This window comes from Nocardioides sp. NPDC057772 (assembly GCF_042798075.1).
GTDB lineage: Bacteria > Actinomycetota > Actinomycetes > Propionibacteriales > Nocardioidaceae > Nocardioides.
This window is the reverse complement of sequence record NZ_JBHVKN010000009.1, coordinates 22744-37859: the sequence shown is the minus strand read 5'-3', so window position 1 is coordinate 37859 and position 15116 is coordinate 22744. Positions and strand designations below refer to the sequence as shown.

Here is a 15116-nt window from a genome sequence, read left to right as displayed (position 1 = left end):
GGCTAGCGGGGGAGGCGGTAGGCCTCCACCGGACGGCCGCCGTCCAGGTGATCACGCACGATCGCCCGGGCGGCGGCCGCTTCCACGTTGCCGTACCAGACGTCGTCGGGCTGCACGCTGAGCACCGGGGCCTGGTTGCACGGGAACTGGCAGCCGGTGTGGGTGATCAGCAGGTCGTCGTCGCCGAGACCGGCCTCCATCGCGCCCAGGATCACGGCCCTGGCGGTCTCCTCGGAGCCCTTGGCCGTGCAGCGCGGGCCGCGGCAGATCAGCACCTGGCGTACGTGGCCTGGGACCCGCTCCCACGCGGGCGAGGTGAGCCCGGGCTCGGTGCCGGTGACCGGCCGGGTCTCGGCCAGCGCCTCGGTGAGCTCGTCGCGGGTGGTCGCCAGCCGGGTCGCCACCTGGATCTCGGGGCGGTCACCGGGGCGCTCGCGCCACCAGTGTGCCGCGATCCGGCGCAGCCAGGAGTGGCCGGGGGCGAGCGGGCCGAGGCTGACCCCGGCCAGGGTGATCGTCTCCGCGCCGGCGTCGGCGATCCGGGTCAGCTCGGCGGAGAGCGACGGGCCGCCCATCTGCAGGAACGCGAGGCTCGCGTCGAGCTCGCCGGCCCAGTCGATCAGGTCCTGGCGGCGGTCGACGTCGGTCACCGACATCCCGACGACCACCCTCATCCGAGGCTCCGGACCCAGGCGACCGCCTCGGCGACGTCGTTGACCGTGCGTACGCCGACGGTGCCGGCCGGGCGGCGTACGACCACCACGGGTACGCCGAGCTCGGCCGCGGCGGCCATCTTCGGCCAGGTGAAGGTGCCGCCGGAGTCCTTGGTGACGAGCGCATCGGTCCCGTGCTCGCGCATGAGCGCGAGCTCGCCCTCGATCTGATAGGGGCCGCGGCTGGTCAGCAGCGTCCAGGACTCGGGCAGCTCCAGGTCGGGCCGGTCGACCACGCGGGCGAGGGCCTGGTGACCGGCGAGCGCCGGGACGAAGCGGGCGAGCTCCTGGCGTCCGACCGTGAGGAAGGGCCGCCGCCCGAGATCGGCGGCGAGGGCGGCGGCCTCGTCGTGGGTGTCGACGTAGGACCAGGACGGGTCCGCCGGCCAGCCCGGCCGCTCCAGGCGGAGCAGCGGGTGCCCGGTCTGGGCGCAGGCCGCCGCCGCGTTGGCCGAGATGCCACGTGCGAACGGATGCGTCGCATCGACGACCGCGTCGAAGTGGTCGAGAGCCCCCCTCAAGCCCTCGACCCCTCCGAACCCGCCGACCCGCACCGCCCCCACCGGCAGCCGCGGTCGCGCCACCCGGCCGGCCAACGAGGAGGTGACGTCCACCCCCTCCTCGACCAGCCGTGCCGCCAGGTCCCGAGCCTCCCCGGTCCCGCCGAGGATCAGCAGCCTCATCGCTCGGTCTCCGTGCCGCCCCCGCGGGCGAGGTCGAGCAGCGCGTCGACATCGAGGTGCTCCTCGACGAGGTCGCCGATCAGGTCCAGGCGGCGCTCACGGGCGGCCGGGAAGGAGACCGTCGACGGCTCGCGCCCCAGCGTCGTCTCCAGGAACGCGCCGCGGAGGGCGTCGCCCTCCAAGGAGCCGTGCCACATCGTCCCGAAGACCTGTCCGGACCGCGCGCCACCCAGGAACTCGGTGACGCCGTCGCCGCGGGTGATCCGGCCGTGGTGGATCTCGTAGCCGCTCGCCTCGACCCCGAGCGCCGACCCGGTGGGCAGGCGGAGGTTCTTGGCGGGCGCGAAGTCGGTGCGTATGTCCAACAGCCCCAGCCCCTCGACCTCGGCGACCGACCCCTCGACCCCGTCGGGGTCGGCGATCACTCCGCCGAGCATCTGGAAGCCACCGCAGATCCCGAGGAGCGGTCGGCCGCGGCGGACATGCTCGAGGATCGCCACATCGAGACCGCGCGAGCGGAGCCAGGCCAGGTCGCTGATCGTGGACCGGGTCCCGGGCAGGACCACCAGGTCGGCGTCGGCGACGTCGGCCGGGGAGGAGGCGAAGACGACGTCGAGGTCCGGCTCGAGCCCGAGCGCGTCGACGTCGGTGAAGTTGGAGATGCGGGGGAGGCGTACGACCGCGACCTTGTGGGTGGCCCCGCCCGCCGCGCGGCGCCCCTCCAGGTCGAGCGCGTCCTCGGAGTCGAGCCAGAGCGACGGCTCCCAGGGGAGCACGCCGAAGACCCGGCGCTCGGTGAGCGACTCCAGCGAGTCGAGCCCGGGCTTCAGCAGAGCCGCGTCGCCGCGGAACTTGTTGATCACGAAACCCCTGATCAGGGCCTGGTCCTCGGGCTCGAGAAGGGCCAGGGTGCCGTACATCGCCGCGAAGACCCCACCACGGTCGATGTCGCCCACGACCACGGTCGGCAGCCCGGCGTGCCGGGCCAGCCCCATGTTGACGTAGTCGCCGGCCCGCAGGTTGATCTCCGCCGGGCTGCCCGCGCCCTCGGCGACGATCACCTCGAACCGCGAGGCGAGATCGTCGTACGCGGCATGGGCCGCGGTCGCCAGGTGCCGGCGCCCGTGCTCCCAGTCGTGTGAGGACACCTCGCCGGCGGGATGTCCCATCAGCACCACGTGGCTGCGGCGGTCGGAGCCGGGCTTGAGCAGCACCGGGTTCATCGCCGGCTCCGGGGTGACCCGGGCCGCCAGCGCCTGGACCCACTGCGCCCGGCCGATCTCCGCCGTCGTCCCGTCGCTTCCTTCGGTGGTCGAGCTTGTCGAGACCACCATCGAGTTGTTGGACATGTTCTGCGCCTTGTAGGGCGCCACCTTCACGCCGCGGCGGGCGAACGCCCGGCACAGCCCGGTGGTCACGACCGACTTGCCCGCGTCCGAGGTGGTGCCGGCGACCAGCAGCCCGCTCATCGGCGGGGTGCTCGCAGCAGGTAGATGTCCATCACCCAGCCGGCCGACTCGCGCAACCGGGCCCGCGCCGCCTCGATCGTGGGAAGGACCTCGCCGACGGTGCCCGCGACCAGCTCCTCCTCACGCGTGCCGAGGTTGCCGCCCCACCAGATCCGCCAGTCCGCGAGCCCGGGGAGCTCGACGGCGCGGTTGAGCATCACCACGAGGTTGTCGTGGCCGGCCTCGATGGCCTCGAGCACTGCACGGCCGGTGGTGACGTAGAGCGGCCGCCCGACGTCGTGGAGCACCAGGCGGTGACGCGCGGCGAGCAGCTGCACCGAGGAGATCCCGGGGATGACGTCGACCTCGACGTCCAGCTGCTCGGCGATCTGGTCGACGACGCGGATCGTGGAGTCGTAGAAGGCCGGGTCGCCCCAGACCAGGAAGCCGACGTCACCGGGATGCTCGGCCAGCACGGCGAGGTAGCGCTCGACCCGGGCGCGGTGCCAGTCGGCGACCGCCGCCCGGTACTCCGCGTCGGTCCCGGTGAACTCCTCGCGCCGCTCGCGAGGTGCGTCGTCGACCTTGACCACCCGCGCGGGCGCGGACAGATGCCGGTCGAGCAGCTCCTCGCGGGCCCGCACCAGCGGGTCCGGCATGCCCTTCTTCACCGTGCCCGACTTGTCGGTGACCAGGAAGTAGTCGACCGACCGCATCGCGGCGACCGCCTCGAGGGTGACCTGGTCGGGGTCGCCGGGACCGACGCCGATGATCTTGATCCGACGCGTCACTCTTCCTCCAGGTCACCTTCGATGTCGAGATAGACCTCCTGCATCGCAGCGACCACCTCGGGGTCGGGCTCCTCCCAGAGCCCCCGCTCGGCCGCCTCGTGGAGCCGCTCGACGATGCCACGCAGCGCCCACGGGTTCGAGGATCGCATGAACTCCTGGTTGGTCTCGTCCAGGACGTACTCGCGGGCGAGCTTGTCGTACATCCAGTCCTGCACCACACCGGCGGTCGCGTCGAAGCCGAAGAGGTAGTCGACAGTGGCGGCCAGCTCGAAGGCGCCCTTGTAGCCGTGGCGCTGCATCGCCGAGATCCAGCGCGGGTTGACGACCCGGGCCCGGAAGACGCGGTTGGTCTCCTCCTGCAGCGTGCGGGTCTTGATCGCGTCGGGGGAGGTGGAGTCGCCGACGTACGCCTTCGGGTCGCTGCCCGTCAGCGCGCGGACGGTCGCCACCATCCCCCCGTGGTACTGGAAGTAGTCGTCGGAGTCGGCGATGTCGTGCTCGGCGGAGTCGACGTTCTTGGCGGCGACCTTGATCCGGCGGTAGTTGGCGCGCATGTCGTCGGCCGCCGGGGCGCCGTCGAGGTCGCGGCCGTAGGCGAAGCCGCCCCAGGCCGCGTACACGTCGGCGAGGTCCTGGTCGGAGCGCCAGTTGCCGGCCTCGATCACCTGCAGGATCCCGGCACCGTACGACCCGGGCTTGGAGCCGAAGATCCGGGACGTCGCGCGGCGCTGGTCGCCGTGCTCGGCGAGGTCCTCCAGGGTGTGCGCGCGGACGAAGTTGTCCTCGGCCGGCTCGTCGAGGTCGGCCACCAGCCGGACCGCGTCGTCGAGCATCGAGACGACGTGCGGGAACGCGTCGCGGAAGAACCCGGAGATGCGTACGGTCACGTCGATGCGCGGCCGGCCGAGCTCGGACAGCGGGATGACGTCGAGGTGGGTGATCCGGCGGGACGCCTCGTCCCACTCCGGCCTCACCCCGAGGAGCGCGAGCACCTCGGCGACGTCGTCGCCGGACGTACGCATCGCGCTCGTGCCCCAGACCGAGAGCCCGACGCTCGTCGGGTAGTCGCCGGTCTCGTCCAGGTAGCGCTGCAGCAGCGAGTCGGCCATCGCCTGCCCCGTCTGCCAGGCCAGCCGCGAGGGCACCGCGCGCGGGTCGACGGTGTAGAAGTTGCGCCCGGTCGGCAGTACGTTGACGAGCCCCCGCAGCGGCGAGCCCGACGGCCCCGCGGGGACGAAGCCGCCGTCCAGGGCGTGCACGACGGCGGACAGCTCATCGGTCGTCTTCGCCAGCCGCGGCACCACCTGCTCGGCCGCGAAGACGAGCACCTGCCGCACCGCCGGGTCGTCGTGGAGCGTCTCGGCGGCGGCCGGGTCCCAGCCGGCGGCGTCCATCCGCTGCACCAGGTCGCGCGCCTGGGTCTCGATCTCGTCGACGGCACGGGTGTCGGCACCCTCCTTGAGGCCGAGCGCCGCCCGCAGACCGGGCACGGCGCCGCCGACGCCGCCCCACACCTGCGCGGCGCGCAGGATCGAGAGGACCAGGTTGACCCGCGCCTCACCCTCGGGGGCGCCGCCGAGCACGTGCAGGCCGTCGCGGATCTGGGCGTCCTTGATCTCGCAGAGCCAGCCGTCGATGTGGAGCATGAAGTCGTCGAAGTCGTCGTCCTCGGGACGCTCCTCCATGCCGAGGTCGCGGTGGAGCTCGGCGGCCTTCATCAGCTGCCAGATCTCGCCGCGGATGGCCGGCAGCTTCGCCGGGTCCATGGACGAGATCCGGTCGTACTCCTCCATCAGCGACTCCAGCCGCGCGATGTCGCCGTAGGACTCCGCGCGGGCCATCGGCGGCACCAGGTGGTCGACGATCGTGGCGTGCGCGCGGCGCTTGGCCTGGGCGCCCTCGCCGGGGTCGTTGACCAGGAACGGGTAGATCAGCGGCATGTTGCCGATCGCGGCGTCCGGGCCGCAGGACGCCGAGAGCGCGGCGTTCTTGCCCGGCAGCCACTCCATCGAGCCGTGCTTGCCGAGGTGGACGACCGCGTCGGCCTTGAACCCGTTCTCCAGCCACCGGTAGGCGCCGATGTAGTGGTGCGACGGCGGCAGGTCGGGGTCGTGGTAGATCGCGACCGGGTTCTCGCCGAAGCCGCGCGGCGGCTGGATCAGGATGACGATGTTGCCGGCCTGGAGCGTGGCCAGCACGAGCTCGCCGTCGTCGTTGACGAACAGGTTCCCAGGCGTCGGACCCCAGGTCTCGACCATCTGCTCGCGCAGGTCGGCCGGGAGATCCTTGGTCCACTCGTCGTAGTCGGCCTTGGAGATGCGGACGTGGGCGTCGGTGAGCTGCGCGTTGGTCAGCCACTCCTCGTCCTGGCCGCCGGCGGCGATCAGCGCGTGGATCAGCGCGTCGCCGGCAGCCGTGTCGGAGCCCTCCTCGCCCGAGCCGGCGTCGAGGATGCGTACGACCTCGTTGTCCTGGCCGAGGTCGTAGCCCTCCTCGCGGAGGCGGCGGAGCATCCGGATCGCGGAGACCGGGGTGTCCAGGCCGACCGCGTTGCCGATGCGGGCGTGCTTGGTGGGGTAGGCGGAGAGCACCAGCGCGAGGCGCTTCTCGGCGTTGGGCTTGTGGCGGAGCCGGGCGTGGTTGACCGCGATCCGGGCCACCCGCGCGGCCCGCTCGGGGTCGGCGACGTAGTGGGGCAGACCCTGCTCGTCGAGCTCCTTGAACGAGAACGGGGCAGTGATGATCCGGCCGTCGAACTCCGGGATCGCGATCTGGTTGGCCGAGTCGAGCGGCGTCACGCCGTCGTCGGAGACCTCCCACTCCGCGCGCGAGCTGGTCAGGCAGAGGCCCTGGAGCACCGGGATGTCCAGCGCCGCCATCCGCTCCACGTCCCAGGCCTCGTCCTCGCCACCCGCGGAGGCGGACGCGGGCACCGAACCGCCGGCCGCGAGCACGGTCACGATGAGCGCGTCGAGGCCACCGAGCGCCTCGTAGAGGTCGTCGGGCGCGGAGCGCAGCGACCCCGCGAAGACGGGTACGCCGGTGGCCGCTCCGGTCGCGTCGATCGCGTCGGCCAGCGCGTGCGCGAACGCGGTGTTGCCGCTGGTCTCGTGGGCGCGGTAGTAGAGCACGCCGATGCGGGGAAGGGTGTCATCGGCCGGCGCGGGCCGCTCCGCGAACCCCCAGGCCGGCACCGTGGCCGGCGGCTCGAACCCGAACCCGGTCAGCAGGACCGTGTCGGAGAGGAACGCGTGCAGCTGGGCGAGGTTGGCCGGCCCGCCCTCGGCGAGGTAGCGGTGTGCCTCCGCGGCGACACCCATCGGGACGGTGGAGTGCTCCATCAGCTCGGCGCTCGGCTGCTGCTCGCCGCCGAGGACCACCACCGGGGTGCCGCGCTCCTTGACCGCGCTCAGGCCGTCCCACAGGTCGGTCGGGGAGCCGAGCAGCCGGAACACCACCAGGTCGGCGTCGGCGACGACGGCCTCGAGGTCGGTCGTCCGCGAGGGGTTCGCCCAGGCGTAGTCGGCGCCGCTGGCGCGGGCCGAGAGCAGGTCGGTGTCCGAGGTGGACAGAAGGGCGATGCGTACGCGTGCAGAGTCGGCCATGCCGGGGTCCTCCTAGGGGTTCTCGCCCCGTCGATCGGTCGGATCGCTCGCGGCCAGTGTCTGGCTGTGTCCGTGCCCGACAGCGGCACGGACGTCACAGTGGCGGAACCGCCCCGGACTCTCACCGGGTTCCTGCGCCACGAGCGTGCTCGCAGCCTACCCCGCGTGGTGTCGCAGCCAGGTCTCGCGGGTGATCTCGTACTCGACCTCACCGTCGGCATGTCCCAGGAGCGGCTCCTCGAAGTCCTGGTGGAAGGCGCGCACGAAGCTCATCCCGACCGACGTCATCGTCGCCCGGGAGGGCTCGTTGACGGCCATCGTCTGCGCGATCACCCGGTCGAAGCCGATGTCCTCGAAGGCGTGCCGGAGCAGCTCGAGCGACCCCTCCTTCGCGAACCCCTTGCGCCAGTGGCGCCTGGGGAGCCGGTAGCCGAGCTCGGCGGCGTCGGTGCGCGGTGGGGCGTCGGGCGGCTCGAGCATGTAGAGCCCGATCGCCTCACCCGCTGCGTACCCGATCCACTTGCCCTGCGTCTCCGTCTCCTTCGCCGCGCTGATCCACCGGTGCATCCGCTCCTCGGTCTCCGCCGGCGTGAGCGCGCGGGTGAACAGGAAGCGCAGCACCTCCGGATCCGAGTTGAGGTCGACCAGGAACGGCAGGTGCTCCTCGCTCAGCGGGACCAGCTCGAGGCGCTCGGTGTGCAGACGGGCTTGGGGCATGGGCGAGACGTTAGCCAGGACGTACGCCGGTGGCATCTGGTTTCCGCGTCCCGATCGGACGTCACTCGTTCAGGACGCGGTTGGCGACGGCGAACGCGGTGTTGGCGGCAGGCACGCCGACGTAGATCGAGGTCTGCAGGAGCACCTCGACGATCTCCTCGCGGGTCAGCCCGTTGGTGAGCGCGGCGCGGAGGTGGAACTCCAGCTCGTCGAAGTGGCGCCCCGCGACCAGGGCGGTGAGCACGCCGATCGAGCGGTCCCGGCGGGCCAGGCCGGGGCGGGTCCAGATCGTGCCCCAGGCGTAGCGGGTGATCAGGTCCTGGTAGTCCCGGGTGATGTCGGTGATCGCGGCGGTGGCCCGGTCGACGTGAGCGTCGCCGAGCACCTGACGGCGTACGTTCATCCCGGCCGCGTACGCCGGGTCGGCCGCGGTCACGTGGGCGGCGATCAGGCTGGAGACGGCGTGCGGTGCCTCGGCGGGGGCGAGGTGTCCGACGGCGTCGAGGGTGACGAGCCGCCCGTCGCGCACCCCGACCGCGATCTCGTCGAGCGAGGCCGGCGGGGTCGGGGCGTCGTCGACGCCCGCGATCGCCAGCACCGGCGCGGTGATCTCGGCGAGCCGCCCCCGGACGTCGTACGCCGCCAGCGCCTCGCACACCAGCGCATAGCTCTCCGCGTCGGCGTCGCGCAGCGAGTGGAGCAGGGCTCCGCCCCGCGCGGGCTGGCGCTCGAGGAAGCCGGGGGAGAACCAGCGCTGGGTGGAGCCGGCGATCTGGGAAGCGGTGCCGGCGGCGCGTACGGTCCTGGCGCGGTCGTTCCAGCCGTCGGGCTCGCCGATCTTGGCACCGGTGTTGGTGAGCACCGCGGCGCTCACCCTGGTGGGCGCGTCGAGCAGGAGCTGGAGGCCGACGGCGCCGCCGACCGAGTCGCCCGCATAGGCGAAGGTGCCGTGGCGCTCACCGCGGTCGGTGAGGACCCGGTCGACGCAGGCGAGCACTCCGGCGGCGAGGTCGGCCATCGAGAACCCGTCGGTCGTGGGGGTGCCGTGGCCGTGGCCGGGGAGCTCCCAGCCGATGACGTTGAACCTGTCCGGGAGCAGCTCGGCGGCGGCGGACCAGAGCGCGGTCACCGAGGTGCCCAGGGAGGGCCCGACGACCAGGATCGGCTTGCTGGGGTCTCCGGCCAGCTCGACGGGGGTGATCCTCGGGGTCATGACGGATCCTTCCAGATTTCGTGGGGCGTGGGGGCGGGCGTGGGATACCCGGTCGACCGGGTATCCCTGGACTTGACGGGCACTGAAACACCCACCAACCCCAAGAACTGCCCGTCCAGTACCCGCGGTACGTCCATCAGACGAGATGATCCCAGGTATCCCGGGCGCGGGAGATCGTGCTGTCGATGAGCGCGTCGGCGGCGCCGAGATAGTCGTCGAGACTGCTTGCGGCGTCGGTCCCGGCGAGTACGTCGCCCCCCACGAACCCGGTCAGCGACCGCTGCTCGGCCAGCAGGTCCGCCCCCGCGGCCTCGGCGGTGGCGCGCATCCTGGCGACGTCGACGCGGAGGCCGGCGAGCAGCTCGGTGGTCTGCGAGGCCGCGACGACGCTGCGCCGGGCCAGCGTGGCGAGGGTCTCCCACTCGGCGTGCCAGGCGCCGTCGGGCCGCTCGTCGACGTAGCTCGCCGCGGCGGCGTGGAGCGTCGCGGCCAGTGGGGGAGCGGCCAGGGCGTGGCGGCGTATGAGCACCGAGAGCACCGGGTTGGACTTGTGCGGCATCGTCGAGGAGCCGCCGCGTCCCTCGCCGGCCGGCTCGGCGAGCTCGCCGATCTCGGGGCGGGTGAGCAGGGTGATGTCGGTGGCGATCCGGCCCCAGATGTCGGCCGCGGCGACCAGGGCGTCCGCGGCCGCGGTCAGCGGGGCTCGGGTGGTGTGCCACGGGGTCCGCGGGGCCAGCTCGAGGGTGGCCGCCGTGGTCGCGGCAGCCGTCCGCGCGGCGCCGACCGGGTCGGTGACACCGCGGAGCCGGGCCAGCCCGACGACGGCCGCCAGAGTGCCGGCCGCACCGCCGATCTGAGCGGGCAGCGAGATTCGCGCACGACGCAGTGCTTCGGCGGCGTCGGTCAGCCCGGAGAGCCAGGTCGACGCCTTGAGACCGAAGGTGATCGGCACCGCGTGCTGGCTCAGGGTGCGACCGGACATCACGGTGGCGCGGTGGTCGCGGGCGAGGCCGATCAGCGACCCGGCCTGTGCTGCCAGCTCCTCCTCGACCCGGTCGAGCACATCGCGCAGGCAGAGCACGAGGGCGGTGTCGACGACGTCCTGGCTGGTCAGACCCTTGTGGAGCCATCGCGCGGGCTCGCCGTCGAGGCGGCCGCGGAGGAGCTTCACCAGGCCGATGACCGGGTTGCCGCCGGCCTCGGAGCCTTCGGCAAGCCCGGGAACGTCGTCGTCGGAGACCAGGCCGGCCAGCGGCGTACCTGCTTCCTCCGGGGCGATCCCGGAGGAGACGGTGGCGGCCAGCCAGGCCTCCTCGACCCGAACCATCGCGGCGAGATAGGCCGCTTCGGAGAAGAGATCCCCGGCGCGCTCCTCGCCTGGCCACAGCAGCGACATGCGACTCCTCAGCCGTAGTTGAGAAAGGTGGTCTCGCGGTCGCCCTGGAGGTGGATGTCGAACCGCAACCCGGTTGCGTCCGCAGTGGCCACCAGCGTCGCACGCTCGGCGTCGGAGAGCGACACCAGCAGGGGGTCGCCGGCGTTGGCAGGGTGCTCGGGCAGGTAGATCCGGGTCTGCAGCTTGTCGAGCAGACCGCGGGCGAAGACGGTGAGGGCGAAGAACGGTGCCCTGCCCTTCGCGGAGGCACCCGGAAGCACCGTCGAGAAGGTGTAGTGACCGTTCAGGTCGGTGTCGGCACGGCCCCAGCCGGTGAAGGTCCAGCCGTCGCGGTGCAGCGACCCCTCCGCCTGCGGGACGTTGCCCTCGGCGTCGGTCTGCCAGATCTCGAGGAGAGCGTCGGGGATCGGGTTGCCGGCACCGTCGTAGACCCAGCCGTGCAGCCGGATCGAGCCCGGGCTGCCCGGCGGGACCAGGTCGGCGTCGCCCTCGTAGGGCAGCGCGTAGCCGAAGAACGGGCCGATGGTCTGGCCGGGCGTCGGGATGGTGCTCACAGGTCGCCCTCCTCGGGCTCGGTCCAGGTGCGGCTCGGGCCGGTCAGGACGATGTCCCAGCTGTAGCCCATCGAGTATTCGGGGGTGGAGAGGTCGTGGTCGTACTTCGCCACCAGGGCGTCGCGGTCCTTCTGCGAGGTGATCGACTGGTAGATCGGGTCGAGCGCGAAGAGCGGGTCGCTGGGGAAGTACATCTGCGTGATCAGCCGCTGCGTGAATGCCCGGCCGAAGAGCGAGAAGTGGATGTGTGCCGGCCGCCACGCGTTGATGTGGTTGCCCCACGGGTAGGGGCCGGGCTTGATCGTCTGGAAGCGGTAGCGACCCTCCGCGTCGGTGATGCAGCGCCCGACGCCGGTGAAGTTGGGGTCGAGCGGCGCCGGGTGCTGCTCGTGCTTGTGGATGTAGCGGCCGGCGGAGTTGGCCTGCCAGATCTCGACGAGCTGGTTCCGCACCGGACGGCCCTCGCCGTCGAGGACCCGGCCGCTGACCGTGATCCGCTCGCCGATCGGCTCGTTGCTGCCGGCGATGGTCAGGTCGGCCTCGAGCGGGTCGACGTCGGAGTGGCCGAAGCAGGGGGCCCAGAGCTCGATCGTCTCGGGGTCGGCGTGGCGCGGGTCCTTGGTGGGGTGGCGCAGGATGCTGGACCGGTAGGGCGGGTAGTCCAGCAGAGGCTGACGTACGTCGCGGCCCGCGGAGTCCGCCTCGATCTCAGCGATCTCGGCCGAGAGGTCCGCCTGGGTCTCGACGGGTGGTTTCTTGGTGGGCGCTGTCACGCTCCGAACGCTAGGGGCGGGAGGCGTACGATGAAAGCGTGGACTTCCGCTGAGCGAAAGCCGGATGGATAGAGGTGGGTCGTATGGCAGGTGGCAGCGGAGGCCGCACGGTCGCCTCGCGCGTCCTCGGCCTCATCGGAGCCTTCGACGCGACGCACCGTCGGCTCACGCTCAGCGAGCTGGCGGCCCGCGCGGAGATCTCCCTCCCGACAGCTCACCGCCTGGTCGCCGAGCTGGTCGAGTGGGGCGCCCTGGTGCGGGACGAGGACGGGACCTACGCCGTCGGCCGCCGGCTCTGGGACGCCGGTCTGCTCGCCCCCGTCGCCACCGACCTGCGCTCGGTCGCGGGCCCGTTCCTCCACGACCTCTACGGCGCGACCCTCGAGACGGTCCACCTCGCGGTCCGCGAGGACGACCACGTGCTCTACCTGGAGACGCTGCGCGGCACCCGCAACGTACCCATCGTCTCCTCGGTCGGCTCCCGGCTGCCCATGTACTCCACCGGCGTCGGCAAGGTGCTCTTGGCTCATGCGCCCGAGGACGTACGCAACCAGGTGCTCTCCGGCCCGCTGCGGCCGTTCACCCGCCACACCATCACCACGCCCGGCCTGCTGCGCCGCCAGCTCGACCGGGTGCGCGCCGAGGGCTACGCGACCACCGCCGAGGAGATGACCCTGGGCGCCTGCTCGGTCGCGGTCCCGATCACCACCTCGTCCGGAGTCGTGGGCTCCCTCGGCATCGTCGTCTCCGACCTGCGCCGCAACCGCCCCCGCCTCGTCTCCGCCCTGAAGGTCGCCGCCCAGGGCGTCTCGCGCGGACTCGGATGAAGCCGCTGAGCGGGGTGGGGTACCTTGCGCTGGTGACGATCCAGACCCCGAACGAAGACGTACGCCGCGCCGCCGCCGAGCGCCTGGGAGCCCTCGCGACGCCGCCAGGTGCCCTGGGTCGCCTGGGAGAGCTGGCGGTCTGGGTGGCGGCGTGCCAGGGAGAGGTGCCGCCGCGGCCGGTCGACAACGTACGCCTGGTGATCTTCGCCGGTGACCACGGCGTCGCCCAGCACGGGGTGTCCGCGTTCCCGCCGGCGATCACCGGCGCGATGGTGCGTACGTTCCTGGGTGGCTGGGCCGGGGTCAGCGCGCTGGCCAAGGCCCACGGTGTCCAGGTCCGGGTGCTCGACCTCGGTGTCGACGAGGAGTTCGAGGACCTCGACGCGACGATCCGAGAGACGCTGACCGCGCACAAGGTCCGGCGGGGGAGCGGCGCGATCCACCTCGAGGACGCGCTGACCGCCGAGCAGACCCGAGCCGCGCTGGAGGCCGGTGCCCTGGTGGCCCGCGAGGAGATCGCGGCCGGGGCGCAGCTGCTGATCAGCGGCGACATGGGCATCGGCAACACGACGCCCGCCGCCGCGATGGTGGCCGCCGGGCTCGGCCTGCCCGCGAGCGAGGTCACCGGTCGGGGCACCGGCATCGACGACGACGCGCTGCGCATCAAGACCGAGGTCATCGACGCGGCCCTCACGCGAGCCGGCGCACGCGCCGACGACCCGATCGAGACCCTGGCCGCGCTCGGCAGCGCCGACCTCGCCGCGACCACGGGCTACCTCCTCGAGGCTGCCCGTACCGGCACCCCGGTCCTGCTCGACGGCCTGATGAGCGTCGCCTGCGGCCTGACCGCTGACCGGATCGAGCCGGGCGCCGCGGCCTGGTTCGCCGCCGGCCACCGCTCCACCGAGCCCGCCCAGTCGATGGCCCTGGAGAAGCTCGGCCTGGTGCCGCTGCTCGACCTCGACCTGCGGCTCGGCGAGGGTTCCGGTGCGGTCGCCGCGGTCCCGGTCGTACGCAGCGCCGTCGCCCTGCTGCGCGACGTCGCCCTCCTCTCCGAGCTCGCCCCGGGAGACCCTGCCTGATGCTCGTGCGGGACGCCTGGCGTCTCGCGGTCGGCACCCTGACCGCGATGCCCGTGCCCCCTCCCGAGCTCGTCGACCGCCGCCGCGCCGCGGTGGCGATGGCGGTCGCGCCTCTGGCCGCGCTGCCGCTCGCGCTGGGCGCTGGCGCTATCGCACTCCTGGGACAGTTCGCCGGGCTACCGCACCTGGTCACCGCCCTGCTCGCGATCGGCGCGGTGGTCGCCGGCAACCGCGCCCTCCATCTCGACGGCCTCGCCGACACCGTCGACGGCATGGCCGCCTCCTACGACCGCGAGCGCTCCCTGGAGGTCATGAAGACCGGCACCTCCGGCCCTGCCGGTGTCACCGCGATCGTCCTCGTCCTCGGTCTCCAGGTGGCGGCGCTCGGCTCGTTGCTGGACGGCGCGGCCATCTCCTCGGCGGTGCTCGCCGCGGTCGCCGTCTGCGCCTCGCGCGCGGCCCTGGCGCTGTGCTGCACCCGCGGCATCAGGCCGGCCCGCGAGGACGGGCTGGGGCGTACGTTCACCCAGACCCTGCCGCCCGTCGCAACCGTCCTCGTCTGGACGGTCGTCGCCGCCGCGCTCGCCGGCGTCGGCGCCTGGGCCGGCCTGCCGTGGTGGCGCGGAGCCCTCGCGGCCGCCGCCGCGGGAGTCGTCGTGGGTGCCATCGTCCTTCGGGCGGTCAAGCGGTTCGGGGGTGTGACCGGTGACGTCTTCGGCGCCGCCGTCGAGGCCGCGCTGGCGACGATCCTGGTCATCCTGAGCGCCGGCTAGAGCTTCAGCACCCGCCCGGCGACGACGAGGTGCACCTCGTCGCAGGCTTCGGCCAGTCGCTGGTTGACCAGCCCGAGGAGGTCGCGGAAGAGCCGTCCCGAGCGATGGGCGGGCACGACCCCGAGGCCGACCTCGTTGGTCACCAGCACCACGTCGCCGCTCTGCCTGCCGAGGACATCGACGGCGTCGTCGACCATTGCCGAGACGGCCGCGGCCGCCTCCTCGGAGTTGGCCTCCCACAGCGCACGGGAGTCCATGATCGCGGTGAGCCAGGTGCCCAGGCAGTCGACCATCACCGCCTCACCCGCGGCCAGCCCCTCGGCCAGCGCCCCGGCGAGATCCCGCGACTCGACCGTACGCCACCGCTCCGGCCTCCGAGCCCGATGCGAGGCCAGCCGCGCCGCCCAGTCGGGATCCGGCTCCTCCTCGAGCGTCGGCCCGGGCGCGACGTACGCCACCGACGGTGCGGCCGCGAGCAGCGACTCGGCATGCCGCGACTTCCCCGAGCGCACTCCACCCGTCACCAGAATCCTCACCGGGC

The 15116-nt window shown here is 72.8% G+C and carries 14 protein-coding genes and 1 riboswitch; of the genes, 3 read left to right on the top strand and 11 right to left on the bottom strand.

What is annotated here, in order from left to right:
• Positions 1 to 2: 2 nt before the first annotated feature.
• From ACFVJS_RS03345 to pcaH, 10 genes are all read right to left on the bottom strand, one after another.
• Positions 3 to 674, bottom strand: a complete 672-nt coding sequence (locus tag ACFVJS_RS03345) for a ferredoxin (protein ID WP_378877453.1) — start codon at positions 672 to 674, stop codon at positions 3 to 5.
• Positions 671 to 1396, bottom strand: coding sequence for a cobalt-precorrin-6A reductase (locus ACFVJS_RS03340; RefSeq protein ID WP_378877451.1), 726 nt, complete (start codon positions 1394 to 1396; stop codon positions 671 to 673). Before ACFVJS_RS03340 ends, ACFVJS_RS03345 begins: the two co-directional genes overlap by 4 nt.
• Positions 1393 to 2865, bottom strand: a complete 1473-nt coding sequence (locus ACFVJS_RS03335; RefSeq protein WP_378877449.1) for a cobyric acid synthase — start codon at positions 2863 to 2865, stop codon at positions 1393 to 1395. The genes ACFVJS_RS03340 and ACFVJS_RS03335 overlap by 4 nt, the downstream gene beginning before the upstream one ends.
• Positions 2862 to 3635: a precorrin-6A synthase (deacetylating) gene (cobF, locus tag ACFVJS_RS03330; protein ID WP_378877447.1), complete on the bottom strand. Its 774-nt coding sequence runs from the start codon at positions 3633 to 3635 to the stop codon at positions 2862 to 2864. The genes ACFVJS_RS03335 and cobF overlap by 4 nt, the downstream gene beginning before the upstream one ends.
• Complete coding sequence (gene cobN / locus ACFVJS_RS03325) at positions 3632 to 7240, bottom strand: cobaltochelatase subunit CobN (RefSeq protein ID WP_378877445.1); 3609 nt, start codon at positions 7238 to 7240, stop codon at positions 3632 to 3634. The genes cobF and cobN overlap by 4 nt, the downstream gene beginning before the upstream one ends.
• Positions 7241 to 7273: 33 nt before the next feature.
• Positions 7274 to 7419, bottom strand: a riboswitch (cobalamin riboswitch).
• A complete protein-coding gene (locus tag ACFVJS_RS03320; RefSeq protein WP_378877442.1) occupies positions 7397 to 7957 on the bottom strand; it encodes a GNAT family N-acetyltransferase in 561 nt (186 codons plus the stop codon). Its footprint overlaps the riboswitch before it by 23 nt.
• Before the next feature lie 61 nt (positions 7958 to 8018).
• Positions 8019 to 9170: an alpha/beta fold hydrolase gene (locus ACFVJS_RS03315; protein WP_378877440.1), complete on the bottom strand. Its 1152-nt coding sequence runs from the start codon at positions 9168 to 9170 to the stop codon at positions 8019 to 8021.
• 136 nt (positions 9171 to 9306) lie between these two features.
• Complete coding sequence (locus tag ACFVJS_RS03310; RefSeq protein WP_378877438.1) at positions 9307 to 10566, bottom strand: lyase family protein; 1260 nt, start codon at positions 10564 to 10566, stop codon at positions 9307 to 9309.
• Between the two features lie 8 nt (positions 10567 to 10574).
• Positions 10575 to 11120, bottom strand: a complete 546-nt coding sequence (gene pcaG / locus ACFVJS_RS03305) for a protocatechuate 3,4-dioxygenase subunit alpha (RefSeq protein ID WP_378877436.1) — start codon at positions 11118 to 11120, stop codon at positions 10575 to 10577.
• Complete coding sequence (gene pcaH / locus ACFVJS_RS03300; protein WP_378877434.1) at positions 11117 to 11893, bottom strand: protocatechuate 3,4-dioxygenase subunit beta; 777 nt, start codon at positions 11891 to 11893, stop codon at positions 11117 to 11119. Before pcaH ends, pcaG begins: the two co-directional genes overlap by 4 nt.
• Positions 11894 to 11976: 83 nt before the next feature.
• Between pcaH and ACFVJS_RS03295 the strand changes: the two genes are divergently transcribed.
• From ACFVJS_RS03295 to ACFVJS_RS03285, 3 genes are read left to right on the top strand one after another with little or no spacing between them, the layout of a single operon-like run.
• On the top strand, positions 11977 to 12720 hold the full coding sequence (locus tag ACFVJS_RS03295; protein WP_378877432.1) for an IclR family transcriptional regulator: 744 nt from the start codon (positions 11977 to 11979) through the stop codon (positions 12718 to 12720).
• A gap of 32 nt (positions 12721 to 12752) precedes the next feature.
• Positions 12753 to 13802 carry a nicotinate-nucleotide--dimethylbenzimidazole phosphoribosyltransferase gene (cobT, locus tag ACFVJS_RS03290; RefSeq protein WP_378877430.1) on the top strand — a complete coding sequence of 350 codons (1050 nt, stop codon included), beginning with the start codon at positions 12753 to 12755 and terminating at the stop codon, positions 13800 to 13802.
• Positions 13802 to 14575, top strand: a complete 774-nt coding sequence (locus tag ACFVJS_RS03285; protein ID WP_378877428.1) for an adenosylcobinamide-GDP ribazoletransferase — start codon at positions 13802 to 13804, stop codon at positions 14573 to 14575. Before cobT ends, ACFVJS_RS03285 begins: the two co-directional genes overlap by 1 nt.
• Here ACFVJS_RS03285 and cobU read toward each other — a convergent pair.
• Complete coding sequence (cobU, locus tag ACFVJS_RS03280) at positions 14572 to 15111, bottom strand: bifunctional adenosylcobinamide kinase/adenosylcobinamide-phosphate guanylyltransferase (protein ID WP_378877426.1); 540 nt, start codon at positions 15109 to 15111, stop codon at positions 14572 to 14574. The genes ACFVJS_RS03285 and cobU overlap by 4 nt on opposite strands.
• Positions 15112 to 15116 lie beyond the last annotated feature (5 nt).